Raw genomic sequence first — 25,550 nt, 5'->3', positions numbered from 1 at the left:
CCTAGTCGAGCTGCTCACGCAGAAAGTCGATAAACGCCCGCACCCGGGTCGGCATATGCTGCGCATCGGGATAAAGGGCATACACGCCCTGCGGCGGGAAATGGTATTCCGGCAGGACAGCCACCAGCTCCCGCTGCGCCAGTTTCCCGGCCACCAGCCAGGCAGGCAGCAAAGCGACGCCGCATCCGGCCAGAGCAAAGCTCATTAGCGCCGTGGCGCTGTCGGCTGAAAACCGTGGCGCGTTGACTATCGTAAAATCCACCTCTGCCTGTTCATCCGTTCGCAGCTGCCAGCGCAGCGGCGCCGGCAGACGCTCGTGAATAATCCAGTCAGCTTGCGCCAGATCGGACAGCGTCTGCAGCGGATGGCTTGCCAGCCAGGCCGGTGAGGCGACGGGCAGGATCGCAAAACTGGCAATCCGCGTCGCCCGGTAGCGGGAATCGGCCAACGTGCCGAGGCGTATCGCCACGTCAAATCGTTCGGAGATAAGATCCGCATGATGGGAGGACGAGACGTGCCGCACCCGTAACGCCGGATGATGACGGGAAAACGCCGCCAGCGCCGGGATGATAACCTGTGCGCCATACTCCGGCGTGGTGGTGATCCGCAGCTCTCCGCTTAAACCGCTATGGCTGGCCCGAACCTCATCCTGCAGATTTTCCGCCGCTTTCAGCAGCGCCACCCCACGCTGATAGAACAGCGCCCCGGCGTCAGTGAGCCGCAGACGGCGCGTCGAACGCAGCAGCAGGGTCACCCCCAGCTCATTTTCCAGTTGCCTTACGTTAAAGCTGACCACCGCTTTGGTCTGCCCCAGCGCCGCGGCGGCCTGGGTGAAGCTGCCGGCGTCCACCACGGCGATAAACATGGTCACGCGCTGAAGGTTTAGCATCGTCGTCCGGATGATTGTCAAAAATATTCAGACAGTATATCCCGATTCACCCCGTTTATCCCCCGTGGCGCCGGGTTTACAGTAGCCGCCTGTCTGAGGGAGTGAATCATGACCTATCGCCACCGCGTTGCCACCGTTTTTCTGTTCGGCTTTTTTCTCGACTTAATCAATATGTTTATCGCCAGCATCGCCTTCCCGGCTATCAGCCACGCGCTGGCGGTATCCGTCTCGCAGCTGGCGTGGGTCAGCAATGCCTATATTCTTGGCCTGACGGTCGTCGTGCCGTTCAGCGCCTGGCTCAGCCAGCGCTGTGGACCAAAACGGCTGTTTTTACTCTCGCTGGGGCTGTTCAGCCTCGGCGCGCTGGCATCAGGGCTGGCCCACAGCCTGGGTGCGCTGATTTTCTGGCGGACGTTGCAGGGGATGGGCGGCGGGCTGCTAATCCCCCTCGGTCAGGCGCTGACCTGGCCGCTGTTTCAGCCGCAGGAGCGGGCGAAGCTATCGGCGGCGGTGATGCTGGTCGGCCTGCTGGCGCCCGCCTGCTCGCCGGCGATCGGCGGTCTGCTAGTCCAGGCCTTCAGCTGGCGCTGGGTCTTTTTCGCCAGCCTGCCTGTCGCCCTGCTTACCTTTATGCTGGCGGCGCGATGGCTGAACGACACCTCCGCCCCTGTCCGGCCGGCCCGCTTGCTCCCGCTGTCGTTGCTGGCCGATCCTCTCCTGCGCTTCGCCATGCTTATTTATCTCTGCGTACCGGGAATGTTTATTGGCGTCAACGTCGTGGGAATGTTCTACCTGCAACGCGTCACCGGGATGGCGCCGGGGGCCATTGGCGCCCTGATGGTGCCCTGGTCGCTGGCCTCGTTTGTCGCCATCACCTTTACCGGCAGGTATTTCAACCGCTTCGGACCGCGGCCTCTGGTGATAGTCGGCTGCCTGCTTCAGGCGGCAGGGATCCTGCTGCTGCTGCAGGTCGATGCGCACAGCCCGCTGGCGCTGTTGATTCTGGCCTTTACGCTGATGGGCGGCGGAGGCAGCTTATGCAGCAGCACCGCGCAAAGCAGCGCTTTCCTGCATACGCCTGGCGAAGAGATGCCTGACGCCAGCGCGCTGTGGAACCTTAACCGCCAGCTCAGCTTCTTTGCCGGCAGCGCGCTGCTCGCTCTGCTGCTGAGGGTATTCCCGCCGGCCTACGCCTGGCAAGGCGCGTTTAGCTGCGCCGCCGCCATAACCCTGTTGCCGCTGCTGTGTTGCCTGCGGCTGAATAATCGGGCGATTATCCATCGCCTGCATACCACTCTGGAGAAGTCATGAACCCGTATCTGCAGGAAGTCCTCGACGCCCATGTCCTTATCGAACGCTGGTTAAGCCAGGGGGAAGGGAACGCTGAGGCGCTGATGAGCCGTTTTGCCGCCGAATTCACTATGATCCCTCTGAGCGGCGAGAAGATGGACTACCCGACGGTGAGCCGTTTTTTTCACGAGGCGGGCGCAAGCCGTCCGGGATTACACATCGTGGTGGATCAGACGAAAATCATCAGCGAGTGGCACGACGGCGCCGCCGTGCTATACCGTGAACGCCAAACGCTGGCGGATGGCAGTGAGAACGTACGCTGGTCGACGGCGATTTTTCAGCAAGCGGAAGGGAGAATTGTCTGGCGCCATCTGCAGGAAACCCGCCGCGGCTAGCGCAAAGAAAAAGGCCCCGACTTTCGAGGGGGCCTTTTTGAGAGAAAAGATCTTATTCGCGGAAGAGCGCTTCGATATTCAGTCCTTGCCCCTGCAGAATTTCCCGCAGACGACGCAGACCTTCCACCTGGATCTGACGCACACGCTCGCGGGTGAGGCCAATTTCACGGCCCACATCTTCCAGGGTGGCGGCTTCATAACCCAGCAGACCGAAACGACGCGCCAGAACCTCACGCTGCTTGGCGTTCAGTTCGAACAGCCATTTAACGATGCTTTGTTTCATATCATCGTCCTGCGTGGTGTCTTCCGGGCCGTTCTCTTTCTCATCGGCCAGAATATCCAGCAGCGCTTTTTCTGAATCGCCACCCAGCGGGGTATCCACCGAGGTGATGCGCTCGTTCAGACGCAGCATACGGCTGACGTCATCGACCGGTTTGTCCAGCTGTTCGGCAATCTCTTCCGCGCTCGGCTCGTGGTCCAGCTTATGGGACAACTCGCGCGCGGTACGCAGATAGACGTTCAGCTCTTTGACAATGTGGATCGGCAAACGGATCGTACGGGTTTGGTTCATGATCGCCCGTTCAATGGTCTGGCGGATCCACCAGGTCGCATAGGTCGAAAAACGGAACCCACGTTCCGGGTCAAACTTCTCAACGGCGCGGATCAGGCCGAGGTTACCTTCTTCAATCAGATCCAGCAGCGCCAGACCACGATTGCTGTAACGACGGGCAATCTTCACCACCAGACGCAGGTTGCTTTCAATCATGCGACGGCGTGAAGCGACATCACCACGCAGTGCGCGACGCGCGAAATAGACTTCCTCTTCCGCGGTCAGCAGTGGGGAATAACCAATCTCTCCAAGATAAAGCTGAGTGGCGTCAAGCACGCGTTGCGTTGCGCCTTGCGACAACAGCTCTTCCTCAGCCAGATCGCTATCACTGGGTTCCTCTTCTACTAAGGCCTTCTCGTCGAAAACCTCAATTCCGTTCTCATCAAATTCCGCGTCTTCATTTAAATCATGAACTTTCAGCGTATTCTGACTCATAAAGGTGGCTCCTACCCGTGATCCCTGAGCAAAGCACCTTCCACGGCGCATCAACAAAAGACGCCAGGACGATTTCCCCTACTCCTCTCTGCGAGAGGCGCATAGACACCGCCCTGGCGCCTGTTAGCTAATGCTTCGCTTATCCGTACTTTGCCAAATTATCGCTGCGGTAAGTACTGCAGCGGGTTGACGGATTTCCCCTTGTAACGAATTTCAAAATGTAATCTTGTTGAGCTGGTTCCGGTGCTACCCATGGTAGCGATTTTCTGCCCCGCTTTGACTTCCTGTTGCTCCCGAACCAGCATGGTATCGTTATGAGCGTAGGCACTCAGGTAATCATCGTTGTGTTTGATGATAATAAGATTACCGTAGCCGCGCAGTGCGTTACCGGCATAGACGACGCGCCCATCGGCGGTCGCGACAATAGCCTGTCCCTTACTGCCTGCAATGTCGATACCTTTATTGCCGCCTTCCGCGCCACTAAAGTTCTCGATAACTTTGCCATCAGTCGGCCAGCGCCATGATGAGATCGGCGAACTGGTTGACGTACTGCTTGCAGTCGGCTGGGTTGTGCTCACCGTTGTTGGTGCCGTCACCGGCGCGACGACCGTCGAGGTCGTGGTCGCTGGTTTATTATTAGGCAACATCTTGGTAGCACTTTGTTCACCTGAGGATTCAGAATACGTAATAGTCGGTTGTGAAGCAACCACCGCGGTCGATTTTTGTGCAGAAGTTGTGGTGGCCGTCGCACCGCCGCTCGCCCTTGCGCTGGCCTGAGAAACGGCATTTTCACCGGTGATCGGCTGGCCTGAAGCGTTGCCGACCTGCAGCACCTGGCCGACGTTCAGGGCGTACGGGGCCGGGACATTGTTGCGTTGCGCCAGGTCACGGAAATCGTTGCCGGTGACCCAGGCGATATAGAACAGCGTGTCGCCGCGTTTGACCGTATAGGTACTGCCGCCGGTATAGCTACCTTTCGGAATATCGCCATATTTGCGGTTGTAAACGATCTTGCCATTCACCGTCTGCACCGGCTCCTGCGCCATTGGCTGCGGCTGAATGGTCTGGGTCTGTACCGGCTGGATCGGCTGCGCCTGAGGAGCAGACTTGACGCCGGAGGATGGCGGCGTAATCAACATGCCGGAGTTGGTGCTGGAAGAGGCGGCGCCGCCGGCAGAGCTGACCGGCGCAGGCGGATTATTGGTGTTGGTACATCCGGCCAGCCAGAGTGAAACCAGTGAAAGAGCCGCAATACGGCTGACGGTAAATTTGGTGCTTCCCGCGCTCATTTATCCCCCAGGAATATGTTAACTGCCAATATCTTGCTTACCGGGCGACGCCCGGCCAGGACACTGAAAAATGTGTCCACCCTACGCCTAAAGTCAGGCAAAAAAAACCTGGAATAATCCGGGTCTCAGGCCAGCTCCCCTTTCACCAGGGGAACAAAGCGAACGGCCTCGACGGTATCAATGATAAATTCGTTGCCCCGGCGACGGATCCGTTTGAGAAACTGATGCTCCTCGCCAACCGGCAGTACCAGCACGCCGTCGTCATCCAGCTGCGCCAGCAGCGCGGTCGGTATTTCCGGCGGCGCCGCCGTCACAATAATGGCATCAAACGGCGCCCGCGCCTGCCAACCTTGCCACCCATCGCCATGACGGGTTGAAACATTATGTAAATCAAGTTGTTTCAGGCGACGACGCGCCTGCCACTGTAAACTCTTAATTCGCTCTACCGAGCAAACGTGATGCACCAGATGCGCCAGGATGGCCGTCTGGTAACCGGAACCGGTGCCGATCTCCAGCACCCGCGACTCCGGCGTCAACGTCAGCAGCTCGGTCATCCGCGCCACCATGTACGGCTGGGAGATGGTTTGCCCCTGGCCAATCGGCAGCGCGGTGTTTTCCCACGCTTTATGTTCAAAGGCTTCATCAACAAACTTTTCGCGCGGGACGCGCGCGATCGCCTCGAGGACACGTTCATCGACGATGCCCTGCGTGCGCAGTTGATTCAACAAACTTTCAACACGTTTACTTACCATTGCCTGTCAACCCCGACACGTTCCAGCCAATCGGTGACCACCTCATGCGCCTGATGGGCGGTTAAATCGACGTGCAATGGCGTAACGGAAACATAGCCTTCATCCACTGCCGCAAAATCGGTGCCCGGCCCGGCGTCACGCTTATCGCCCGGCGGGCCTATCCAGTACAGGGTATTGCCGCGCGGATCCTTTTGCGGAATCACCTGGTCGGCAGGATGGCGGTTGCCGCAGCGGGTCACGCGGATGCCTTTGATCTGATCAAGGGGCAGGTCCGGGACATTGACGTTGAGGATCCGCCCGGTGCGCAGCGGTTCACGGCTGAGTCCGCGCAGGAGAGTACAGGTCACCGCCGCGGCGGTGTCGTAGTGTTGATAGCCATTGAGCGACACGGCCAGCGCGGGGAACCCCAGATGGCGGCCTTCCATCGCCGCCGCCACGGTGCCGGAGTAAATGACGTCATCGCCCAGGTTGGGTCCGGCGTTGATGCCGGAAACGACGATGTCCGGGCGCGGGCGCATCAGCGCGTTCACGCCAAGATAGACGCAGTCCGTCGGCGTCCCCATCTGGACGGCGATATCGCCATTTTCATAGGTAAAGGTGCGCAATGACGATTCCAGCGTCAGCGAATTCGAAGCCCCGCTGCGGTTACGATCGGGTGCAACCACCTGGACCTCGGCAAACTCCCTTAAGGCCTTCGCCAGGGTCTGTATCCCCGGCGCATGGATCCCGTCATCGTTACTCAGCAATATTCGCATAGTCACCCGTTGTATTGATAAGCTCCCTGACCACGCTGGTGGCGAAGCTGCCCGCCGGCAGCCAGAAACGCAGTTCAACGGTTACATCATCCCACCAGTTCCAGCTCAACTGCTGCGGATAGAGGAGCATCGCCCGGCGCGCCGCCTCGACTTTCTCCCGCACCAACAGTGTCTGCAGCGAGGTTTCCTCGGCGATGGCGGCCTGCTCGGCGGCCAGGGCGTCGCGCTGGCTTCCCCAGTCGCCGCTGCCCGGTAGCGCAGCCGTGATCATCAGTTCGCGGTTGTGCACCCGCGCCTGCGAAACCTCGAGTTCTTCCGGTGTGACGACAAACCAGCTCCCACGCCCCGCTAATTGTAGCGCATCGCCATCAACAACCTGATTAAATTCCGTTTTTTTTAATCTAATACTGACTTGCTGATTAAACAACGCGCTGCGGGCCGCCGACAACCAAAAACTGCGCTTATTGCGATCGCGCACCGGCGCACCGCTCTCCGCCCAGCGCAGCGCGCCCTGCAGGTTACTGCCGCCAATGCCGAAGCGCTGAGCGCCGAAATAGTTCGGCACGCCCCGTTCAGCGATGGCCTGCAGACGCGTCTCCACCTCCTGGCGATCGCTTACCTCGCGCAGGATCAGGGTAAACTGGTTGCCCTTCAGCGCGCCTAATCGCAGCTTACGCTTATGGCGGGCATATTCCAGTACCTGGCAGCCCTCAAGCTGAAATTTGCTCAGATCCGGCATCTCTTTGCCAGGCACCCGAGCGCACAGCCACTGCTCGGTGACGGCGTGCTTATCTTTTTGCCCGGCGAAGCTCACTTCACGGGCATGGATTTTGAGGAATTTCGCCAGTGCGTCGGCGACAAAGCGCGTATTGCAGCCGTTTTTAAGGATCCGCACCAGCACGTGCTCGCCTTCGCCGTCCGGGGCAAAGCCCAGGTCTTCCACTACCAGAAAATCTTCCGGATTGGCTTTCAGCAGCCCGCTGCTCTGCGGCTTGCCGTGCAGCCAGGTCAGTTGGTCAAAGGCGATCATTTGTCGGCCTTACGCAGCAGCGCGACCGCTTCGCAGGCGATCCCTTCCCCGCGGCCGGTGAAGCCCAGCTTCTCGGTGGTGGTCGCTTTCACGTTGACGTCGTCCATATGGCAGCCGAGATCTTCAGCGATAAAGACACGCATCTGCGGGATATGCGGCAGCATTTTCGGTGCCTGGGCGATAATGGTGACGTCGACGTTGCCGAGCGTATAGCCTTTGGCCTGAATGCGGCGCCACGCTTCGCGCAGCAGTTCGCGGCTGTCGGCGCCTTTAAACGCCGGATCGGTATCCGGGAACAGCTTGCCAATATCGCCGAGCGCCGCGGCGCCCAGCAGCGCGTCGGTCAGCGCATGCAGCGCGACGTCGCCGTCGGAATGGGCCAGCAGCCCTTTTTCATAAGGAATGCGCACCCCGCCAATGATGATTGGGCCTTCACCGCCAAAAGCGTGTACGTCAAAACCATGTCCAATTCGCATTAAGCTTTCTCCTGGTGTCGGGAACGGGTGAGGTAAAATTCCGCCAGCGCCAGATCTTCCGGGCGCGTCACTTTAATATTATCAGCGCGTCCGGCGACCAGCTGCGGATGGAATCCACAGTACTCCAGCGCCGAGGCTTCATCGGTGATGGTGGCCCCCTCGTTCAGCGCCCGGGTGAGGCAATCCACCAGCAGCTCGCGAGGGAAAAATTGCGGGGTGAGCGCGTGCCACAGGTCATTACGATCGACGGTATGGGCGACGGCGGTTTTGCCCGGCTCGGCGCGCTTCATGGTGTCGCGCACCGGGGCCGCGAGGATCCCGCCGACGCGGCTGGTTTCACAGAGTGCCAGCAGGCGGCTGAGGTCATCCTGATGCAGGCAGGGGCGCGCGGCGTCATGCACCAGCACCCACTGCGCTTCCGGTAACGCCTGCAGGCCGGCGAGTACCGAATCGGCGCGCTCGGCGCCGCCATCCACGACGGTAATTTGCGGGTGCTGGGCCAGCGGCAGCTGGCTGAAGCGCCGATCGCCGGGGCTGACGGCAATCACCACGCGCTGGACGCGCGGATCCGCCAGCAGCGCGGCGACCGCATGTTCGAGAATCGTTTTGTTACCGATTGAGAGATATTGTTTCGGGCATTCCGTTTGCATGCGGCGGCCAAAACCGGCTGCCGGCACCACGGCGCAAATGCCCGGAAAAGTGGCTGCCATGTCGTAATCCTGGGCCTGGTTATCGATTGTTCTGCTGTTGCCCCGATGCCTGGTTGCGTTTAGACGCATCCGGTACCAGACGATAGAAGGTTTCGCCCGGGCGGGTCATGCTGAGTTCATTGCGCGCACGCTCCTCGATCGCTTCCTGACCGCCGTTGAGGTCGTCAATTTCGGCAAACAGCTGATCGTTGCGTGCTTTTAATTTGGCGTTAGTCGCCTGCTGGGCGGTGACGTCGTCGTTAACCCGCGTGTAGTCATGCAGGCCGTTTTTACCGAACCACAGCGAATACTGTAGCCAGACCAGCAAAGCTAATAATAGCAGCGTTAGTTTACCCATCCTGCCCCCTGAAAAACGGCATCATCATCCCAAAACTCGCCCGGGTACGCTACCGGGGCGCGCGGACGATGCCGCGTAACGCGGGGACTGTACCATATTTTTGCCGCTGATACCCATGCTTGATTCATACCAGAAACGGGTTATCCCAACAGCCAGAGGAAGAGTAGCGCAAACATCAGCCCGACGGTCAGGATGGTCGCGCTGGCGCTATAGAGCAGTTTGCCATTGAGCAGAGAGTGCAGCGCAATACCGACCACCACCGCCACTGGCATCAACGCAAGGAAGAATGGCCAGGTGTAGAGGAGGAAGAAAAGTGTATTACTGCCATAGAGAAGGAAGGGAATACCCAGCGCCAGCAGCCATGAAATAAAGCCCACGGCAGCGCCCGACAAAGACCAGGTGGTCTCGTCGCCGGTCGCCGGAGGCGGTTCTGAACGAATAATACTGAGGTTCTGGGTATTGCGCATATCGAATCCTGTAGACCGGGCAACCGGCACCCCTCGATGCCGCTGCCGTTTCAGGATCTGATAATATCGCTCTGTTGCAGCAGGTCTAATAGTTGGTGCACCAAATTTGTTACCAATTGTTCACCATCCAGATGAATTTCCGCCTTTTCCGGTGCCTCATAGACCGAGTCTATGCCGGTAAAATTGCGTAATTCCCCTGCCCGCGCCTTCTTATACAATCCTTTCGGATCCCGCGCCTCGCAAATGGCCAGCGGGGTATCGACGAACACTTCGATAAAGCGTCCCTCCCCCAGGCGCTCGCGCACCATCTGTCGCTCTGCGCGGTGCGGAGATATAAATGCCGTCAATACAACCAGCCCGGCATCGACCATCAGCCTGGCCACTTCACCGACGCGGCGAATGTTCTCTTTGCGATCCTCATCGCTGAATCCCAGGTCGCTGCACAGGCCATGACGCACGTTATCGCCGTCCAGCAGATAGGTGCTGACGCCGCGCTCATGCAAGGCTTCCTCCAGCGCCCCGGCGACGGTGGATTTACCCGACCCCGAAAGGCCGGTAAACCACAGCACCACGCCGCGATGGCCGTGATGCTGTTCCCGCTGCTGCTGGGTCACAGGGTGGGCATGCCAGACGACGTTTTCGTCATGCTGGGCCATTATTTGCCTCCCAGCAGGTCGCGGGCGTCCCAGTGCGGGAAGTGTTTGCGGATCAGCTGGTTCAGTTCCAGCTCGAAAGCGCTGTACTGCGATGCCGACGTCGACGCCTGCAGGTGCGGCTCGTTGACCATCCCGGCGCCGACGGTGACGTTGGTCAGACGATCGATAAAGATAAGCCCGCCGGTCACCGGGTTTTGCTGATACGGATCCAGCACTAAAGGTTCGTCAAAGGTCAGCTCCACCAGCCCGATGCCGTTCAGCGGCAGAGACTCAACTTCACGCTGGGTCAGGTTGTTAATATCCACCTGGTAACGGATAGCGTCCACGCGGGCGCGGGTCTTCTTACCGGCGATTTTGATGTCGTAGCTCTGCCCCGGGGTCAACGCCTGCTCGGCCATCCATACTACGTCGATGCTGGCGCTTTGCACCGCCGGCAGCGTGGCTTGCGCGTCAACCAGCAGGTCGCCGCGGCTGATGTCGATTTCATCTTTCAGCACAATGGTAATGGCTTCCCCGGCGGCGGCTTCCTGCAGATCGCCGTCGAAGGTGACGATCCGCGCTACGCTCGATTCGACGCCCGACGGCAGCACCTTCAGGCGCTGGCCGACCTGCACGGTGCCGGAGGCGACCGTACCGGAGAAGCCGCGGAAATCGAGGTTCGGACGGTTAACATACTGCACCGGGAAGCGCAGCGGCTGGCTCTCTACTACCCGTTGGATCTCCACGGTTTCGAGGACTTCCAGCAGGGTCGGGCCGCTGTACCACGGCATGTTCGCGCTCTGGCTGGCGACGTTATCGCCCTCCAGCGCCGACAGCGGTACAAAGCGGATATCGAGGTTGCCCGGCAGCTGCTCGGCAAAGGTCAGGTAAGCTTCACGGATCTCGTTGAAGCGCGCTTCACTAAACTCGACGAGATCCATTTTGTTGACCGCCACCACCAGGTGTTTAATGCCCAGCAGGGTGGAGATAAAGCTGTGACGGCGGGTCTGATCCAGCACGCCTTTGCGCGCGTCGATCAGCAGGATCGCCAGATCGCAGGTGGACGCGCCGGTGGCCATATTGCGGGTGTACTGCTCGTGCCCCGGGGTGTCAGCGATGATAAATTTGCGCTTCTCGGTGGAGAAATAGCGATAGGCCACGTCGATGGTGATGCCCTGCTCGCGCTCGGCCTGCAGGCCATCCACCAGCAGCGCCAGGTCCAGTTTTTCGCCCTGGGTGCCGTGGCGCTTGCTGTCGTTGTGCAGCGAAGAGAGCTGATCTTCATAGATCTGGCGGGTATCGTGCAGCAGACGGCCAATCAGGGTGCTTTTACCGTCATCGACGCTGCCGCAGGTCAGAAAACGCAGCAGGCTCTTGTGCTGTTGCGCGTGCAGATAAGCTTCTACGCCGCCTTCATTAGCAATTTGTTGGGCAATGGTCGTGTTCATGGCGGCTCCTTAGAAATACCCCTGACGTTTCTTCAGCTCCATCGAGCCGGCCTGGTCGCGGTCAATGACGCGCCCCTGACGTTCGCTGGTGGTGGATACCAGCATCTCTTCAATAATTTCCGGCAGCGTTTGCGCTTCAGACTCCACTGCGCCGGTCAGCGGCCAGCAGCCGAGGGTACGGAAACGCACCATCCGCTTTTCAATCACTTCGCCCGGCTGCAGATCGATACGGTCGTCATCGATCATCATCAGCATGCCGTCGCGCTCCAGCACCGGGCGCTCAGCGGCCAGATACAGCGGCACGATTTCGATGTTTTCCAGATAGATGTACTGCCAGATATCCAGCTCGGTCCAGTTGGAGAGCGGGAAGACGCGGATGCTTTCGCCTTTGTTAATCTGGCCGTTGTAGTTGTGCCACAGCTCCGGACGCTGGTTTTTCGGGTCCCAGCGGTGGAAGCGGTCGCGGAAGGAGTAGATGCGCTCTTTGGCGCGGGATTTCTCCTCATCACGGCGCGCGCCGCCGAATGCGGCGTCAAAGCCGTATTTGTTCAGCGCCTGCTTCAGCCCTTCGGTTTTCATGATATCGGTATGCTTGGCGCTGCCGTGGACGAACGGGTTAATGCCCATCGCCACCCCTTCCGGGTTTTTATGCACCAGCAGCTCGCAGCCATAGGCTTTGGCGGTACGGTCGCGGAACTCATACATCTCACGGAATTTCCAGCCGGTATCGACGTGCAGCAGCGGGAACGGCAGGGTTCCCGGATAAAACGCTTTGCGCGCCAGATGCAGCATTACGCTGGAATCTTTCCCGATGGAGTACATCATCACCGGGTTAGAAAATTCGGCGGCCACCTCACGAATAATATGGATGCTTTCCGCCTCCAGTTGCCGCAGGTGAGTGAGTCGTTTTTGGTCCATAACCGTTCCTTAAGCCAGATTGACCACCGAAGAGTTAAACCCCTCGGCGGATGATGTATGTTGAAACCAGGCGAGCTGCTGATGCAGCTGCACCACTTCGCCGACCACCAGCAGGGCGGGCATCGGGGCGTCTTTCGCCAGGTGTTCGAGTTGTTGCAATGTGCCGGTTATCGTCTGCTGATCGTCGCGGGTACCGCGGGATATCACCGCCACCGGCGTGTCGCTGTCGCGACCGTGGGCGATCAGCTGGGCGCTGATTTCCGCCGCCTTCATGGTGCCCATGTAGATCGCCAGCGTTTGTTGGCTCTTCGCCAGCAGCGACCAGTCGAAGGGGGCGCTGTCCGGCTTATAGTGCCCGGTGACAAAGACGGCGCTTTGCGCATAATCGCGATGGGTCAGCGGAATACCGGCGTAGGCCGTCGCGCCGGCGGCTGCGGTGACGCCAGGCACCACCTGGAACGGGATCCCCGCCTCGGCGGCAGCCTGCAGCTCTTCTGCGCCGCGGCCAAAAATAAACGGATCGCCGCCCTTCAGGCGCACGACGGTTTTCCCCGCCTTCGCCGCCTCCACCAGCAGCTGATTGGTTTCATGCTGCGGCACCGAGTGCTCGCCGGCGCGTTTGCCGACGCAAACCAGCTCGGCATCGCGGCGCACCAGCTCGAGAATCGGCTGGGTCACCAGATGATCGTGGAAAACCACGTCCGCCTGCTGGATCGCCTGCAGGCCACGCAGGGTCAGCAGCCCGGCATCGCCCGGTCCGGCCCCTACCAGAATAATTTCACCCGTTTCGCGTTCGGGCTTATCCAGCTCATCCTGCAGCGCCTTTTCCGCCTCCGCAGCGTTGCCCGCCACCATCAGGCTGGCGAAGCGACCGGTAAAGACCCGCTCCCAAAAGCGGCGACGCGCTTCGGTGGTCGTCAGACGGGTTTTCAGATGGTTGCGCCAGTAGCTCGCCGATTCCGCCAGACGCCCGAGGTTCGTCGGCAGCAGCGCTTCGATTTTTTCGCGCAGAATGCGCGACAGCACCGGCGCTTTCCCGCTGGAGGAGATCGCCACCAGCAGCGGCGAACGGTCGACGATAGAAGGGAAAACAAACGAGCACAGCGCCTGGTTATCCACTACGTTGACCAGTCGGTAGCGCGCGTTAGCCGCCGCAAACACCCGCTGGTTAAGCGCCTCGTCCTCCGTGGCGGCAATCACCAGAAAGACATCGTCCACCAGAGCGTCGCTAAATTCCGTCGCCCGCCAGCTAAGCGCCTGGCGCGCCGCCAGATCGGCCAGCGCCGGAGACAACGTCCCGGCGACCACCTGCACCTGCGCCTGGGCTCGCAGCAGGAACTTGATCTTGCGCTCGGCAATCTCACCGCCGCCGATCACCAGTACGGGCCTTTGTTTCAGTTCGGCAAAAAGGGGCAAGTAATCCACGGGGTAACAACTCTCTTACAATCAGCGATACTGCGACTATAGGGTGCGCCTTAGAGCAAATGAAATTACGAAATGGAATGAGTTGTGACGCAAAGGAATAACGCGATGGAAATCCAAATATCAAAAAGTGCTTAACACGCTATTTTTCCGCTATTTAAGAGCAATTGAAATTGTTTAACCGCGGTCACAGTTTCATACTGTACGCGTCAAATTGTCTCGTTCGTGTAAGGACCCCTTATGTTTTCCGCGTTGTGCCGCCGTCTGCTTCCGCTGGCGCTCGGCACCGGTTTTGTTTTCGCCGCCGCCCCCGCCTTCTGCGCGCTGGGCGACACCGCCAGTAGTCAGGCTCGCCATATCGCCACCGTCTTCCCGGGACGCATGACCGGAACGCCCCCGGAAATGCTCTCAGCTGACTATCTGCGCCAGCAGTTCGCCCGGATGGGCTATCAGAGCGACGTGCGGAGCTTCAATACCCGCTACATCTATACCGACAGCAACCAGCGTAAAAACTGGCATAACGCCACCGGCAGTACGGTGATCGCCGCCCATGAAGGCCAGTCTCGCCAGCAAATCATCATCATGGCCCACCTTGATACCTACGCGCCGCAGAGCGATAAAGACGTCGAAAATAACCTCGGCGGCCTGACGCTGCAGGGAATTGACGACAACGCGATGGGGCTCGGGGTGATGCTGGAGCTGGCGGAGCATTTAAAGAACGTCCCCACCCGCTATGGCATTCGCTTTATCGCCACCAGCGGCGAAGAGGAAGGTCGTCTCGGCGCGCAAAACCTGCTGCAGCGGATGAGCGAGGCGGAAAAGAAAAATACCCTGCTGGTGATCAATCTCGATAACCTGGTGGTGGGCGATAAGCTTTACTTCAACAGCGGCCGCCGCACGCCGGCCTCGGTACGCAAGCTGACCCGCGATCGCGCGTTGGCTATCGCCCGCAGCAAAGGCATTGCCGCCTACACCAATCCGGGACTCAATCCGGCTTACCCGAAAGGCACCAGCTGCTGTAATGACGCCAGCGTCTTCGACAACGCGGGGATCCCGGTGCTGTCGGTGGAAGCGACCAACTGGTCATTAGGCAAGAAAGATGGCTATCAGCAGCGGAGCAAATCGCGCAGCTTCCCGCAGGGCATCAGCTGGCATGACGTGCAGCTGGATAATCAGCAGTATATCGACCACGCGCTGCCGGGACGGATCGAGCATCGCGGGCGCGATGTCGTGAAAGTGATGCTGCCGCTGGTGAAAGAGCTGGCGAAGGTGGAGAAGAAAAGCTGACGGCTGCAAATGAACACGCGGCATCACCCGCGTGTTCTCATGCCCCCCCTTCCCTCAGGAGGCGCTATTAACCCTCGTGCAATCCGCACTCGCGTTTAAGCCCGAAGAACCGGGTCTCTTCTTCTGCCATGCCCGGCTCCCATTTGCGGGTGGTGTGGGTATCGCCTACCGACAGATAGCCCTGATCCCACAGCGGATGGTATTTCAGCCCGTGCTTTTGCAGGTACTGATACACCGTCCGGTTATCCCAGTCGATAATCGGCAACACCTTGAACACCCCGCGCTGGACCGCCAGCACCGGAAGCGTAGCCCGGCTGCCCGACTGCTCGCGGCGCAGACCGGCAAACCACGTCTGCGCGTTGAGCTCTTTCAGCGCCCGGTTCATCGGTTCAACCTTGTTGATCTCATTGTATTTCTCAATGCCCTCAACGCCCTGCTCCCACAGCTTGCCGTAGCGCGCCTCCTGCCAGGCCGCGCTTTCAGCCGCGCGGTAGACCTTCAGGTTCAGCTTGAGTTTATCCGTCAGCTCATCAATAAACTGGTAGGTTTCCGGGAACAGGTAACCGGTATCGGTAAGGATCACCGGAATGTCCGGGCGGATCTGGTTCACCAGGTGCAAACTCACCGCCGCCTGAATGCCAAAGCTTGACGACAGCACATAGTCTCCCGGCAGGTTTTCCAGCGCCCAGGCCACACGCCCTTCGGCGTCGAGCTTTTCCAGCTGGGCGTTGGTTTCCGCGAGTGCCAGAATGCGTTCCACTTTCGGCAATGCATTAAGCGCGTTTAGATCGAGTACGGACATAAGAACCTCGTTTGCCTGTTTTGCCGGGCGGCACTGCGTTTGCCCGGCCTACGGGTTTTACAGGCCCGGATCGCTACGCGCCACCGGGCACCAGGATGTTACTCCCAGAAATCGCGGGCTGGATCGAGCACCGGGCGAATGATGCCCGCACGCACCGTAAAGTCGCCGAAGCCTTCACCCGCTTCGCGCTCTTTCGCCCAGCGCCCTACCAGTTGGTCTAGCGAGTCGAGAATTTCCGACTCGGTAATGTTCTCCCGGTACATCCGCGGGATGCGGGTGCCGCTGCGGTTACCGCCGATGTGCAGGTTATAGCGACCTGGCGCTTTCCCCACCAGCCCCACTTCCGCCAGCATCGCGCGACCGCAGCCGTTCGGGCAGCCGGTGACGCGGGTGACGATATGCTCATCGCTCACGCCGTGCTTGCTCATCACCCCTTCCACCTTGTCGATAAACGACGGCAGGAAACGCTCGGCTTCAGCCATCGCCAGCGGGCAGGTCGGGAAGGAGACGCAGGCCATCGAGTTTTCGCGCTGCGGGGTGACGGCATTCATCAGTCCATGATCCCGCGCCAGCTTCTCGATCCGCGCCTTCTGATCTTCCGGTACGCTGGCGACGATCAGGTTCTGGTTGGCGGTGATGCGGAATTCACCTTGATGGATCTTAGCAATCTCCAGCAGACCGGTTTTCAGCGGGCGCCCCGGATAATCCAGAATGCGGCCGTTTTCAATAAACAGCGTCAGGTGCCATTTATCATCAATCCCCTTCACCCAGCCGATGCGGTCGCCGCGGCCGGTGAATTCGTAGGGGCGGATCGGCTCAAACTTAATACCTGCCCGGCGCTCCACTTCCGCCTTGAAGGTTTCGACGCCAACGCGCTCAAGGGTGTACTTGGTTTTCGCATTCTTACGGTCGGTACGGTTACCCCAGTCGCGCTGGGTGGTCACGACCGCTTCCGCCACCGCCAGAGTATGCTCCAGCGGCAGATAACCGAATTCGCTCGCCGTGCGGGCGTAGGTTTTTTTGTTACCGTGTTCGATAGACAGACCGCCGCCCACCAACAGGTTAAAGCCCACCAGCTTACCGTTTTCGGCGATCGCCACGAAGTTCATGTCGTTAGCGTGCAGATCGATATCGTTCTGCGGCGGGATCACCACCGTGGTTTTAAACTTACGCGGCAGATAGGTCTGACCGAGGATCGGTTCTTCGTCAGTGGTGGCGACCTTTTTCTGATCCAGCCAGATTTCGGCATAGGCGCGGGTGCGCGGCAGTAGATGCTCGGAGATCTTTTTCGCCCACTCGTAGGCCTCGGCGTGCAGCTGCGACTCGTACGGGTTGGAGGTGCACAGCACGTTACGGTTCATATCGTTGGCGGTGGCCAGCGCGTCCAGCCCCACCGAGTGCAGCATCTGATGCACCGGCTTGACGTTCTTTTTCAAAATGCCGTGGAACTGGAAAGTCTGCCGGTTGGTCAGGCGAATACTGCCGTAAATGGTGTTCTCGGCGGCAAACTTATCGATCGCCTTCCACTGGGTGGTGGTGATCACCCCGCCCGGCAGACGGCAGCGCAGGAGCATTGCATGGCGCGGCTCCAGCTTCTGAGCGGCGCGTTCCGCGCGGATATCGCGATCGTCCTGCTGGTACATACCGTGGAAACGGATCAGCAGGAAGTTATCGCCTTTAAAACCGCCGGTCAGACCGTCGTTTAAATCTTCCGCAATGGTGCCGCGCAGGTAGTTGCTCTCGAGCTTCATACGCTCGGCATCGGTCAGTTTACCTTCGACCACTAAAGGCCCCGGATGTTTTTCGCTCATTAGTAGACATCTCGCTGATAACGGCGCTCAACGCGCAGCTCACTTAAAAATTCGTCCGCCGCTTCGGCGTCCATCGCGCCGTATTCGGCAATCACTTCCAGTAAAGTCTGTTCCACGTCTTTCGCCATACGATTGGCGTCGCCGCAGACATAAATGTGGGCGCCATCATTGATCCAGCGCCACAGCTCGGCCCCCTGCTCACGCAGTTTGTCCTGCACATAGATTTTTTGTTGTTGATCGCGGGACCAGGCCAGATCGATACGGGTCAGCAGCCCCTCTTTTACATAGCTCTGCCACTCCACCTGATAGAGGAAATCTTCAGTGAAGTGCGGGTTGCCGAAGAACAGCCAGTTCTTACCTGGCGCCCCGTCCGCTGCGCGCTGCTGCATGAAGGCGCGGAACGGCGCAATACCGGTGCCCGGGCCAATCATGATCACCGGCGTCTCCGGGTTAGCCGGCAGACGGAAGTTGTCATTGTGCTCGATAAAGACGCGGACTTCGCCATCCTCTTCCACGCGGTCGGCGAGGAAGCTGGAGGCGCCGCCAGCCCGGGCGCGGCCTTCAATGTCATAGCGCACCACGCCCACGGTGACATGCACTTCGCTCTCCACTTCCGCCTGCGAGGAGGCAATGGAGTACAGACGCGGCGTCAGCGGGCGCAGCAGACCGATTAACGCCTCAGCGTCCAGCTGCGCCGGGGAGAAACGGACCATATCGACGATCGGCGTCGCGGCGGCATACTGCTGCAGCTGAGCTTTATCGCCCACCAGCGGCAGCAGCGATTCGCTGCGGGTCAGGGTGGCGTAGTTCTCAACGATAGCGGCGGTGTTGACCGTCAGCTCAAAATGCCACTGCAGGGCTTCCGCCAGCGGCAGGGTTTTGCCCTCGACGGTTACCGGCTCGTCGCCTTTCAGCCACAGCAGCTCCACCAGCTCTTTCACCAGCTGAGGATCGTTTTGATACCAGACGCCCAGCGCGTCGCCCGGCTGATAGCGCAGACCGGAATCACCGAGGTCAATTTCGATATGGCGTACATCTTTTTCTGAATCGCGGCCGGTGATTTTCTGGTTGACCGACAGGGTCGCCGTCAGCGGAGCCTCTTTGGTGTATGGGCTGGTATGTATGTCGTTCACTGCGCCGCTGGCGGCCAGCTGAGCGGGCGCGGCGACCGGCGCACGGGCCTTCAGCACCTCAACGACGCGCGCGCGCCATTCAGCGGCCGCAGCCTGATATTCAACGTCGGCGTCGACGCGATCGAGCAGGCGTTCCGCGCCAAGTTCGGCCAGCTTGCTGTCGAAATCTTTGCCGGACTGGCAGAAGAATTCATAAGAGGTATCGCCGAGGCCAAAGACGGCGAATGCGGTTCCGTCCAGCTTCGGCGCTTTTTTAGAGAACAGAAACTTATGCAATGCGACCGCTTCTTCCGGCGGCTCACCTTCCCCCTGGGTGGAGGTCACGACCACCAGCAGTTTTTCAGCAGCAATTTGTTTGAATTTATAATCACCTGCATTCACCAGCTTCACGTTCAGCTTCGCCGCCAGCAGATCGTCACGCAGCGCTTCGGCGACGCGGCGAGCGTTGCCGGTTTGCGAGGCGGAAATCAGCGTGATCGTCGGGACCTCGGCGGCCGGGGCGGGAGCGGCTGCCGCTGCGCCAGAGTGCTGATTCAGCACGCCCCAGAAATAGCCAGACACCCAGGCGAGCTGAGTGGGCGTGAAGTCAGTGGTGGCCGCCTGAAGGCGCGCCAGTTGCTCCGGGTTGAGCGGCAGCAAGTTGGAAGGTGGGGCCTGTGTCGTCATGCGTCGTTTGTTCCAGTAAGCAAAGCTGTTATTCGCACCCTGTCAGCGCGACAAAAACAGAAGAGAATAGAAGGTTAACGGCGGGCATAGTAACAATTAAAGAAGGGATGGAAATAATAAATAACCAAATGGACTAACCGGTTTTAGTTGTAGTTATTAACAACAAAATCGATTAAATAACCATCTGAAATATCGAAACTTTATGGACTTAACCCAGATAAATGTGTCGATTTTCTGTTCAGGGCCGTTTTAGTTAATGCGAAAAAATGTACTTTCCGGTACCCTACGGCGGTTTTTTTCGTCCTGTTGAGAGTCAATGATGTCCACCACGCTGTTTAAAGATTTCACCTTCGAAGCCGCCCACCACCTGCCGCACGTCCCGGAAGGACACAAATGCGGTCGCCTGCATGGCCACTCCTTTATGGTGCGTCTGGAGATAACCGGTGAAGTCGATCCCCATACCGGGTGGATCATGGATTTCGCCGAGCTGAAGGCCGCCTTCAAGCCGACCTACGATCGCCTGGACCACTATTATCTGAACGATATCCCCGGTCTGGAAAACCCTACCAGCGAAGTGCTGGCCAAATGGATCTGGGATGAGATGAAACCGCGGGTGCCGCTGCTGAGCGCCGTGATGGTGAAAGAGACCTGCACCGCCGGCTGCGTCTATCGCGGCGAGTGATTAAAGCGTTTGTGTTGGCGGTCAATATTCCTTAAATAACGATATGTTAGCTTATGCGTTCTGGATACCTGGGACGCAAAATGGCTGACGATTTTGATATTATTATTATCGGTGCAGGGGTAGCGGGCACCGCTTGTGCTTTACGCTGCGCGCGGGAAGGGCTTTCCGTCCTGCTGCTTGAGCGCGGCGAACGTCCCGGGAGTAAAAATCTTTCTGGAGGGCGATTGTATTGCCATGCGCTCGCCGAACTTCTTCCCCATTTTCAACGCTCCGCACCACTTGAACGCCGTATCACCCACGAAAGCCTGGCCCTGTTAACCGACCATGGCGCAACGATGTATTCCAGCCTACAGCCCAACGGCGATTCCTGGAGTTTACTGCGCGCCCGCTTTGATCCGTGGTTTGTCAGTCAGGCCGAAGCCGAAGGTGTCCAGTGTATTACCGGCGCGACGGTTGAGGCGCTGTATCGTGAAAATGGCCGGGTTTGCGGCGTGATTTGCGATAATGACACCCTACGCGCCCGCTACGTTGTGGTGGCAGAAGGGGCGAATAGCGAGCTGGCCGAGCGTCATGGTTTACTTCCCCGCCCTTCACCATCATCCATGGCGTTAGGTATCAAAGTGGTCCTGTCGCTGGAGCAAAAAACGCTGGAGGATCGCTTCCACCTTACAGATAAAGAAGGTGCCGCGATGCTCTTCACCGGCGGCGTATGCGGAGATTTACCTGGCGGCGCATTCCTCTATACCAATCAGGATACGCTCTCATTCGGTATCGTGTGCCCGCTCTCTTCGCTGGGACAAGGCCCCGTCCCGGCTGCCGAGTTGCTGGAACAGCTCAAATCACACCCAGCCCTACGTCCACTGCTGCGCGGAAGTGAAACCCTGGAATATGGCGCGCACCTGGTGCCTGAAGGCGGCCTGCATAGCATGCCCGTACAGTATGCCGGAGAAGGCTGGCTACTGGTTGGCGACGCCCTGCGTACCTGTATAAATACCGGTTTTACCGTGCGCGGCATGGATATGGCGCTAATCGGCGCGCAGGCGGCAGCGCAAACCTTGATTAAAGCTTGCCAGCAAAGTGCGCCACAAGACCTGTTTCCACAGTATCGCCAGGATATTAAGCACAGTCTGCTGTGGGAGGTTCTCCAGCGCTACCAGCATCTCCCCGCGCTGTTACAGCGTCCCGGCTGGTATCGCCGATGGCCGGCGCTGATGGAGGATATCTCTCGCGAACTTTGGCAACAGGGTGAGCACCCCATTCCGCCGCTGCGCCAGATAGTCTGGCGTCATCTTCGCCGTCACGGCCTGCGCCATCTGGCAGGCGATCTGCTCAGGAGTTTACGATGTCTGTAGCCCGCAATGTCTGGCGTCCCGCCGGCAGCTCGCATATTGTTCCGTCCGCATCGCCGAACGAGGAGATCGCGGAGCAACTCATCAAAGCTTGCCCCGCCGGACTTTTCTCACGGACGGCGGAGGGTGAGTTGCGCGTCGACTACCGGAGCTGTCTGGAGTGTGGCACTTGCCGACTGCTCTGTGATAAAGCAACGCTGAAAGAATGGCGCTATCCTGAGTCAGGATTTGGTATTACATTCCGCTTTGGGTAATAAAACGATAAAGGACACACCATGCCCCTGCTACACCTGCTACGACAAAATCCGGTTATTGCGGCCGTGAAAGATAACGCCAGCCTGCAGTTAGCCATTGATTCCGAATGCCAGTTTATCTCCGTGCTGTACGGCAATATCTGCACCATCAGCAATATCGTTAAGAAAATCAAAAACGCCGGTAAATATGCGTTTGTGCACGTCGATTTACTGGAAGGCGCTTCCAATAAAGAGGTGGTGATTCAGTTTTTGAAGCTGGTTACCGAAGCGGACGGCATCATCAGCACCAAAGCGCCGATGCTCAAAGCGGCCAGAGCGGAAGGTTTTTTCTGCATCCATCGCCTGTTTATCGTCGACTCCATCTCCTTTCACAATATTGATAAGCAGGTCGCGCAATCGAATCCTGATTGCATTGAAATTCTCCCCGGTTGTATGCCCAAAGTACTGGGTTGGGTCACGGAGAAAATACGCCAGCCGCTGATTGCCGGCGGACTGGTCTGCGATGAAGAGGATGCACGTAATGCGATGAAGGCTGGTGTGGCGGCTCTTTCAACCACCAACACGACGGTATGGAAATTAGCGAAGCATCTTAGTTGAGCTATACACCGTTCTGCCCGGTGGCGGCTAACGCCTTACCGGGCCTACAAATCGCACAACCTCGTAGGCTGGCCGCCATCCGAAATTATGTATCTGCACAGGCGGCCAGCACTTCAAGTACTGTCGGCCAGTCATCGACAATGCCAACATCCGCCTGGGTAAATATCGGCGCGTTAGGATCATGATTAATCACCACAATAAACCGGCTATCTTTGACTCCCGCCATTAATGCTGCCGCACCGGATGCTCCCGCCACGATACAGATATCTGGCGCCAGCAGATGACCTGAAATGCCAATCTGGCGTTCCACATCATAGCCGCCGTTCATGATTCGCCCGCGGCTATAGCCGACTTCCATCCCCAGACTCCTCGCCATAGCCGCTACGCTGTCAGCATCGATCTTCTCACCACCTTGCCCGACAATCAGCACCTGATGCGCTGTTTGCAGGGGATGAGTCCCCGAACGTTCGATGTTTTCAACGCTGGCCAGCCAGTCAGGCCGGGCTGCCGGGATGATGTGGCGTATCGTCAGATCGGCAGGAAGCCCGGCAGAGGCTTTAACTCCAGGCTGGCGCGCCAGCGACAGACAAAGTGGCCTTGCCGCCACTTCCAGCGTTGCCATCAGTGCATTCCCCCAGTGAGACTTGGTCACCCACCCCTCTTGCGCATTCACTGATAGCACCTGACATACGCTGCCACCCTGTAGACGCCATGCCAGCCGCGAAGCCAGCTCATCGCCTGCGATGCCCGCCGGAAATAGCAACATATCGACTGGCGTCTGCTGCCATTGAGTAACCAACGCATCGAGGACTTGCTCAGCCACCTCTGATGCTCCATCGAGGAGCCACTGCTCGAGCTCTGCTGGTCCGAGATCGTTCGTCGCCAGCCAACCTGCCAGCTGCGCACACTCGCCCTGAGTCATGACTATAGCTATCTTCATGGCTGTATCCTTTGGCGTAGGTAGTTATCCCATAGCTTTATGGCTTTCTCCTGTGCCGTTGCGCCTTCAACTATAACGGCATTGCGCCGCTGTTCCGGGCGGGCCAGACGCAAGCACGTGATCGCCGGTGTCGCTTCTAAAGCCACCTCCAGGCGTACAATCTCCGCCTTTGCCGCTGCCAGACGCTGGCGCATACCGGGAACCGGCAACACCACTTCACCGCACTGCCTGACCGCAATCACCGCGGGTAACCGAACCCGACAGCGTCGGACACCGGATGCTGTTCGCTGCTCGACAATAACGAAAGGCGGTTCAATAGTGAAACGTTCGACCTGGGTGAAACAGGGCCAGCTCAGCATTTCCGCCAGCAAAAATGGCGTCTGGCTATTCTGTCCTTCAGCGCTCTGACAGCCGGTTACAATCAGTTCATGAGCGTATTGACGCTGCCAGTCGACAATGTGCCGGGCAATAAACGCCGGTGCAAAACGTAAATCCCCCGCGGCGTCCAGCAGAACCGGCTGCTCGAACCCTAACGCGGCAAAGTAGCGCAACCAGTGCAGCGCACGCTCGTCGCCAATGCTCAATGCAGTCAAGCTCATCTCGCAACCAGCATTACGCTGGGCCAGCAGCAGCCCAGCTGCAGCTTGTTCATCGGCACCGATAGTACTGCGCAATAGTGAAACATCCGGCCCGCAGAGATCCTGCGTAGCGGCCTGCCAGTCATTTTCCGCCAGCATGCCGGCATCCGGCTCCGCTTTAAACGCCAATAGAATGTTCATTTGTACCTCCTTGTCTTTTGTCGCCACTTCCGGCCGCCACCAGCGGCAGCGCTTTTGTCTCAGGTGCCCATAACCAGGTCACCGCAAAGCCAATCAGCAAGATCCCGGCCAGTAGCAGCAGCGTAACCGTCATCCCCCACTGCGCGAGGATCCAGGGCAACAGGCCGGTACTGATGGCGGCGCCGAGCCGGCTCATGGCGGTGGCAAATCCAACGCCCAGCGAACGAATGTCTGTGGGAAAGCTTTCCGCCGGTAAGATGCCCACCAGATTGCTGACAGCAGAAATCGTGGTACTGAATAAGACAAAAAGCAGTAGCGTCCATTGACTACCCGGAGGTAAGCAAGCCATCACGAGTAATGTCGCCGCGAGCAGCAGAAAGCTGCCTGATAAGAAATGGCGATGGGCCAACAGATGAGTTAAAACCAGGCCCAATAGCGCACCAACGATTAATAGCGCGTTCAGCAGCAGGCTGGCGGTGAGCGCGTCTTCAAGACCAATGGTTTCAGCAATGGTCGGAAGCCAGGTGTAGATAACAAACCAGGGAATGACCAGGCAAACAAAAAAGATGCTGTTAAATGCGGTACGCCGCCAGTAACGCGACGAGAACAGAGCGCTGATATGTTTATTCGTTTCTTTTGTTACTTCATCACCCAACTGTACGTGCATACCAAAACAGCGGTGCACCACGGCATGCGCTTCCGCGAACCTTCCCTGACGCATTAGCCAGCGCGGCGATTCAGGTGTTCCCCAGCGTAACAGCGTAATCAGCAGCGCTGGCAAAGCCGCCGAGGCCAGCAACCAGCGCCAGGCATCAGGACTTTCACTAATAAAATGATGACCAGCCAGACTTGCCAGTACATAACCGACGGTCCACACCACGCTAAATGCGCCGAGCAAAATGCCTCTATGACGACGTGGGGCAAATTCGGCCAGCAGCGTGTGGCCCACGGAGTAATCTCCCCCCAGGCCAATACCTATCAGTATGCGTAAACCAATGAGCTGCTCGGGTGTGGTAGCGAAAAACTGAAGAAATGAAGCGACGGTAATCAGCATAAAGCTAAAATTGAAAATTTTCTGGCGACCGATGTGATCCGAGACCCAACCCAGAATGAGGCTGCCGATAAAAAGCCCCAGAAGAGCCGCTCCACCAATCATGCCCGCCATTAAAGGCGTCAGTTGCATGGCGGGGGTAAGTTGAATGATGGCATAACCAATCACGCCGAGGACATAGCCATCAACCAGATGCGCGCCGAAAGTCAGCGCGGCAATACGGCAGTGAAAACCGTTAAGCGGTAAATCATCCATTCGCACCGGTGAAGTGTTCATTTCTACCCCTTCATGGTCCGGTAAAACGGCTTCCCGGTTGAGAAACCGTACTGTGGTTCGGGCTA

Annotated in this window: 28 protein-coding genes; 8 read left to right on the top strand and 20 right to left on the bottom strand. The window is 58.6% G+C overall.

Annotated elements, in window-relative coordinates:
* Position 1: 1 nt before the first annotated feature.
* Positions 2 to 889, bottom strand: coding sequence for a LysR family transcriptional regulator (locus ABLU73_RS03085; protein WP_017899176.1), 888 nt, complete (start codon positions 887 to 889; stop codon positions 2 to 4).
* A gap of 108 nt (positions 890 to 997) precedes the next feature.
* On the opposite strand from ABLU73_RS03085, the gene ABLU73_RS03080 reads away from it, so the two are divergent.
* Together ABLU73_RS03080 and ABLU73_RS03075 are read left to right on the top strand one after the other, a co-directional pair.
* Positions 998 to 2,200, top strand: coding sequence for an MFS transporter (locus ABLU73_RS03080; RefSeq protein ID WP_065878732.1), 1,203 nt, complete (start codon positions 998 to 1,000; stop codon positions 2,198 to 2,200).
* Entirely contained in the window at positions 2,197 to 2,574 is a 378-nt protein-coding gene (locus tag ABLU73_RS03075; RefSeq protein WP_064189527.1) for a hypothetical protein, read from the top strand. Before ABLU73_RS03080 ends, ABLU73_RS03075 begins: the two co-directional genes overlap by 4 nt.
* A 52-nt stretch (positions 2,575 to 2,626) precedes the next feature.
* Here the strand turns inward: ABLU73_RS03075 and rpoS are convergent, their stop codons facing one another.
* Both rpoS and nlpD read right to left on the bottom strand, forming a co-directional pair.
* Positions 2,627 to 3,619: an RNA polymerase sigma factor RpoS gene (gene rpoS, locus ABLU73_RS03070; RefSeq protein ID WP_002915106.1), complete on the bottom strand. Its 993-nt coding sequence runs from the start codon at positions 3,617 to 3,619 to the stop codon at positions 2,627 to 2,629.
* A 158-nt stretch (positions 3,620 to 3,777) separates the two neighbouring features.
* Complete coding sequence (nlpD, locus tag ABLU73_RS03065; protein WP_224052234.1) at positions 3,778 to 4,857, bottom strand: murein hydrolase activator NlpD; 1,080 nt, start codon at positions 4,855 to 4,857, stop codon at positions 3,778 to 3,780.
* Between nlpD and ABLU73_RS03060 the strand changes: the two genes are divergently transcribed.
* Positions 4,799 to 4,930, top strand: coding sequence for a peptidase (locus ABLU73_RS03060; protein ID WP_224052236.1), 132 nt, complete (start codon positions 4,799 to 4,801; stop codon positions 4,928 to 4,930). The two genes, nlpD and ABLU73_RS03060, sit on opposite strands and share 59 nt — an antisense overlap.
* A 103-nt stretch (positions 4,931 to 5,033) precedes the next feature.
* Here the strand turns inward: ABLU73_RS03060 and ABLU73_RS03055 are convergent, their stop codons facing one another.
* From ABLU73_RS03055 to cysG, 11 genes are all read right to left on the bottom strand, one after another.
* A complete protein-coding gene (locus ABLU73_RS03055; RefSeq protein ID WP_004205602.1) occupies positions 5,034 to 5,660 on the bottom strand; it encodes a protein-L-isoaspartate(D-aspartate) O-methyltransferase in 627 nt (208 codons plus the stop codon).
* Positions 5,654 to 6,415 (bottom strand): 5'/3'-nucleotidase SurE, encoded by a 762-nt coding sequence (gene surE / locus ABLU73_RS03050; protein WP_004205600.1) that lies wholly within the window; start codon positions 6,413 to 6,415, stop codon positions 5,654 to 5,656. Before surE ends, ABLU73_RS03055 begins: the two co-directional genes overlap by 7 nt.
* Entirely contained in the window at positions 6,396 to 7,445 is a 1,050-nt protein-coding gene (truD, locus tag ABLU73_RS03045) for a tRNA pseudouridine(13) synthase TruD (protein WP_032456525.1), read from the bottom strand. The genes surE and truD overlap by 20 nt, the downstream gene beginning before the upstream one ends.
* Positions 7,442 to 7,921, bottom strand: a complete 480-nt coding sequence (gene ispF, locus ABLU73_RS03040) for a 2-C-methyl-D-erythritol 2,4-cyclodiphosphate synthase (RefSeq protein ID WP_004181093.1) — start codon at positions 7,919 to 7,921, stop codon at positions 7,442 to 7,444. Before ispF ends, truD begins: the two co-directional genes overlap by 4 nt.
* On the bottom strand, positions 7,921 to 8,631 hold the full coding sequence (ispD, locus tag ABLU73_RS03035; protein ID WP_017899180.1) for a 2-C-methyl-D-erythritol 4-phosphate cytidylyltransferase: 711 nt from the start codon (positions 8,629 to 8,631) through the stop codon (positions 7,921 to 7,923). Before ispD ends, ispF begins: the two co-directional genes overlap by 1 nt.
* A 19-nt stretch (positions 8,632 to 8,650) precedes the next feature.
* Positions 8,651 to 8,968 carry a cell division protein FtsB gene (gene ftsB, locus ABLU73_RS03030; RefSeq protein ID WP_002915156.1) on the bottom strand — a complete coding sequence of 106 codons (318 nt, stop codon included), beginning with the start codon at positions 8,966 to 8,968 and terminating at the stop codon, positions 8,651 to 8,653.
* Positions 8,969 to 9,108: 140 nt separating this feature from the next.
* Entirely contained in the window at positions 9,109 to 9,435 is a 327-nt protein-coding gene (locus ABLU73_RS03025) for a DUF3561 family protein (protein ID WP_004205590.1), read from the bottom strand.
* A gap of 50 nt (positions 9,436 to 9,485) precedes the next feature.
* Entirely contained in the window at positions 9,486 to 10,091 is a 606-nt protein-coding gene (cysC, locus tag ABLU73_RS03020) for an adenylyl-sulfate kinase (RefSeq protein ID WP_002915158.1), read from the bottom strand.
* The gene (gene cysN, locus ABLU73_RS03015; protein ID WP_004205589.1) at positions 10,091 to 11,518 is read right to left on the bottom strand and encodes a sulfate adenylyltransferase subunit CysN; all 1,428 of its coding nucleotides are present in this window, start codon (positions 11,516 to 11,518) and stop codon (positions 10,091 to 10,093) included. The genes cysC and cysN overlap by 1 nt, the downstream gene beginning before the upstream one ends.
* Before the next feature lie 9 nt (positions 11,519 to 11,527).
* Positions 11,528 to 12,436 carry a sulfate adenylyltransferase subunit CysD gene (gene cysD / locus ABLU73_RS03010; RefSeq protein ID WP_002915160.1) on the bottom strand — a complete coding sequence of 303 codons (909 nt, stop codon included), beginning with the start codon at positions 12,434 to 12,436 and terminating at the stop codon, positions 11,528 to 11,530.
* Between the two features lie 9 nt (positions 12,437 to 12,445).
* Positions 12,446 to 13,852 (bottom strand): siroheme synthase CysG, encoded by a 1,407-nt coding sequence (gene cysG / locus ABLU73_RS03005; RefSeq protein WP_264923785.1) that lies wholly within the window; start codon positions 13,850 to 13,852, stop codon positions 12,446 to 12,448.
* A gap of 246 nt (positions 13,853 to 14,098) precedes the next feature.
* On the opposite strand from cysG, the gene ABLU73_RS03000 reads away from it, so the two are divergent.
* Positions 14,099 to 15,145: an aminopeptidase gene (locus tag ABLU73_RS03000; RefSeq protein WP_017899183.1), complete on the top strand. Its 1,047-nt coding sequence runs from the start codon at positions 14,099 to 14,101 to the stop codon at positions 15,143 to 15,145.
* A gap of 67 nt (positions 15,146 to 15,212) precedes the next feature.
* Here the strand turns inward: ABLU73_RS03000 and cysH are convergent, their stop codons facing one another.
* The 3 genes from cysH to cysJ form a co-directional block, all read right to left on the bottom strand.
* Complete coding sequence (gene cysH, locus ABLU73_RS02995; protein ID WP_004205586.1) at positions 15,213 to 15,947, bottom strand: phosphoadenosine phosphosulfate reductase; 735 nt, start codon at positions 15,945 to 15,947, stop codon at positions 15,213 to 15,215.
* Between the two features lie 98 nt (positions 15,948 to 16,045).
* Positions 16,046 to 17,758: an assimilatory sulfite reductase (NADPH) hemoprotein subunit gene (gene cysI, locus ABLU73_RS02990; protein WP_004205585.1), complete on the bottom strand. Its 1,713-nt coding sequence runs from the start codon at positions 17,756 to 17,758 to the stop codon at positions 16,046 to 16,048.
* Positions 17,758 to 19,557 carry an NADPH-dependent assimilatory sulfite reductase flavoprotein subunit gene (gene cysJ / locus ABLU73_RS02985; protein WP_004205584.1) on the bottom strand — a complete coding sequence of 600 codons (1,800 nt, stop codon included), beginning with the start codon at positions 19,555 to 19,557 and terminating at the stop codon, positions 17,758 to 17,760. Before cysJ ends, cysI begins: the two co-directional genes overlap by 1 nt.
* A 316-nt stretch (positions 19,558 to 19,873) precedes the next feature.
* On the opposite strand from cysJ, the gene queD reads away from it, so the two are divergent.
* The 4 genes from queD to ABLU73_RS02965 all read left to right on the top strand — a co-directional run bounded on the left by queD (position 19,874) and on the right by ABLU73_RS02965 (position 22,439).
* Positions 19,874 to 20,239, top strand: coding sequence for a 6-carboxytetrahydropterin synthase QueD (queD, locus tag ABLU73_RS02980; RefSeq protein ID WP_004174641.1), 366 nt, complete (start codon positions 19,874 to 19,876; stop codon positions 20,237 to 20,239).
* An 80-nt stretch (positions 20,240 to 20,319) separates the two neighbouring features.
* Positions 20,320 to 21,591, top strand: a complete 1,272-nt coding sequence (locus ABLU73_RS02975) for an FAD-dependent oxidoreductase (RefSeq protein WP_062913553.1) — start codon at positions 20,320 to 20,322, stop codon at positions 21,589 to 21,591.
* Positions 21,582 to 21,842, top strand: a complete 261-nt coding sequence (locus tag ABLU73_RS02970; protein WP_264923712.1) for a ferredoxin family protein — start codon at positions 21,582 to 21,584, stop codon at positions 21,840 to 21,842. Before ABLU73_RS02975 ends, ABLU73_RS02970 begins: the two co-directional genes overlap by 10 nt.
* Positions 21,843 to 21,863: 21 nt before the next feature.
* A complete protein-coding gene (locus tag ABLU73_RS02965) occupies positions 21,864 to 22,439 on the top strand; it encodes a glycerol-3-phosphate responsive antiterminator (protein WP_061153508.1) in 576 nt (191 codons plus the stop codon).
* An 85-nt stretch (positions 22,440 to 22,524) separates the two neighbouring features.
* Here the strand turns inward: ABLU73_RS02965 and ABLU73_RS02960 are convergent, their stop codons facing one another.
* The 3 genes from ABLU73_RS02960 to ABLU73_RS02950 are packed head-to-tail and all read right to left on the bottom strand — an operon-like array spanning position 22,525 to position 25,485.
* Positions 22,525 to 23,379, bottom strand: a complete 855-nt coding sequence (locus ABLU73_RS02960; RefSeq protein WP_062913555.1) for an electron transfer flavoprotein subunit alpha/FixB family protein — start codon at positions 23,377 to 23,379, stop codon at positions 22,525 to 22,527.
* Positions 23,376 to 24,158 carry an electron transfer flavoprotein subunit beta/FixA family protein gene (locus ABLU73_RS02955; protein WP_062913556.1) on the bottom strand — a complete coding sequence of 261 codons (783 nt, stop codon included), beginning with the start codon at positions 24,156 to 24,158 and terminating at the stop codon, positions 23,376 to 23,378. The genes ABLU73_RS02960 and ABLU73_RS02955 overlap by 4 nt, the downstream gene beginning before the upstream one ends.
* On the bottom strand, positions 24,136 to 25,485 hold the full coding sequence (locus tag ABLU73_RS02950) for an MFS transporter (RefSeq protein WP_062913557.1): 1,350 nt from the start codon (positions 25,483 to 25,485) through the stop codon (positions 24,136 to 24,138). The genes ABLU73_RS02955 and ABLU73_RS02950 overlap by 23 nt, the downstream gene beginning before the upstream one ends.
* Between the last annotated feature and the right edge of the window lie 65 nt (positions 25,486 to 25,550).

The organism is Klebsiella sp. GG_Kp175 (assembly GCF_040062325.1).
Lineage (GTDB): Bacteria > Pseudomonadota > Gammaproteobacteria > Enterobacterales > Enterobacteriaceae > Klebsiella > Klebsiella quasipneumoniae.
The sequence above is the reverse complement of the archived record's forward strand: the minus strand, read 5'-3'. Positions and strand labels throughout refer to the sequence as shown.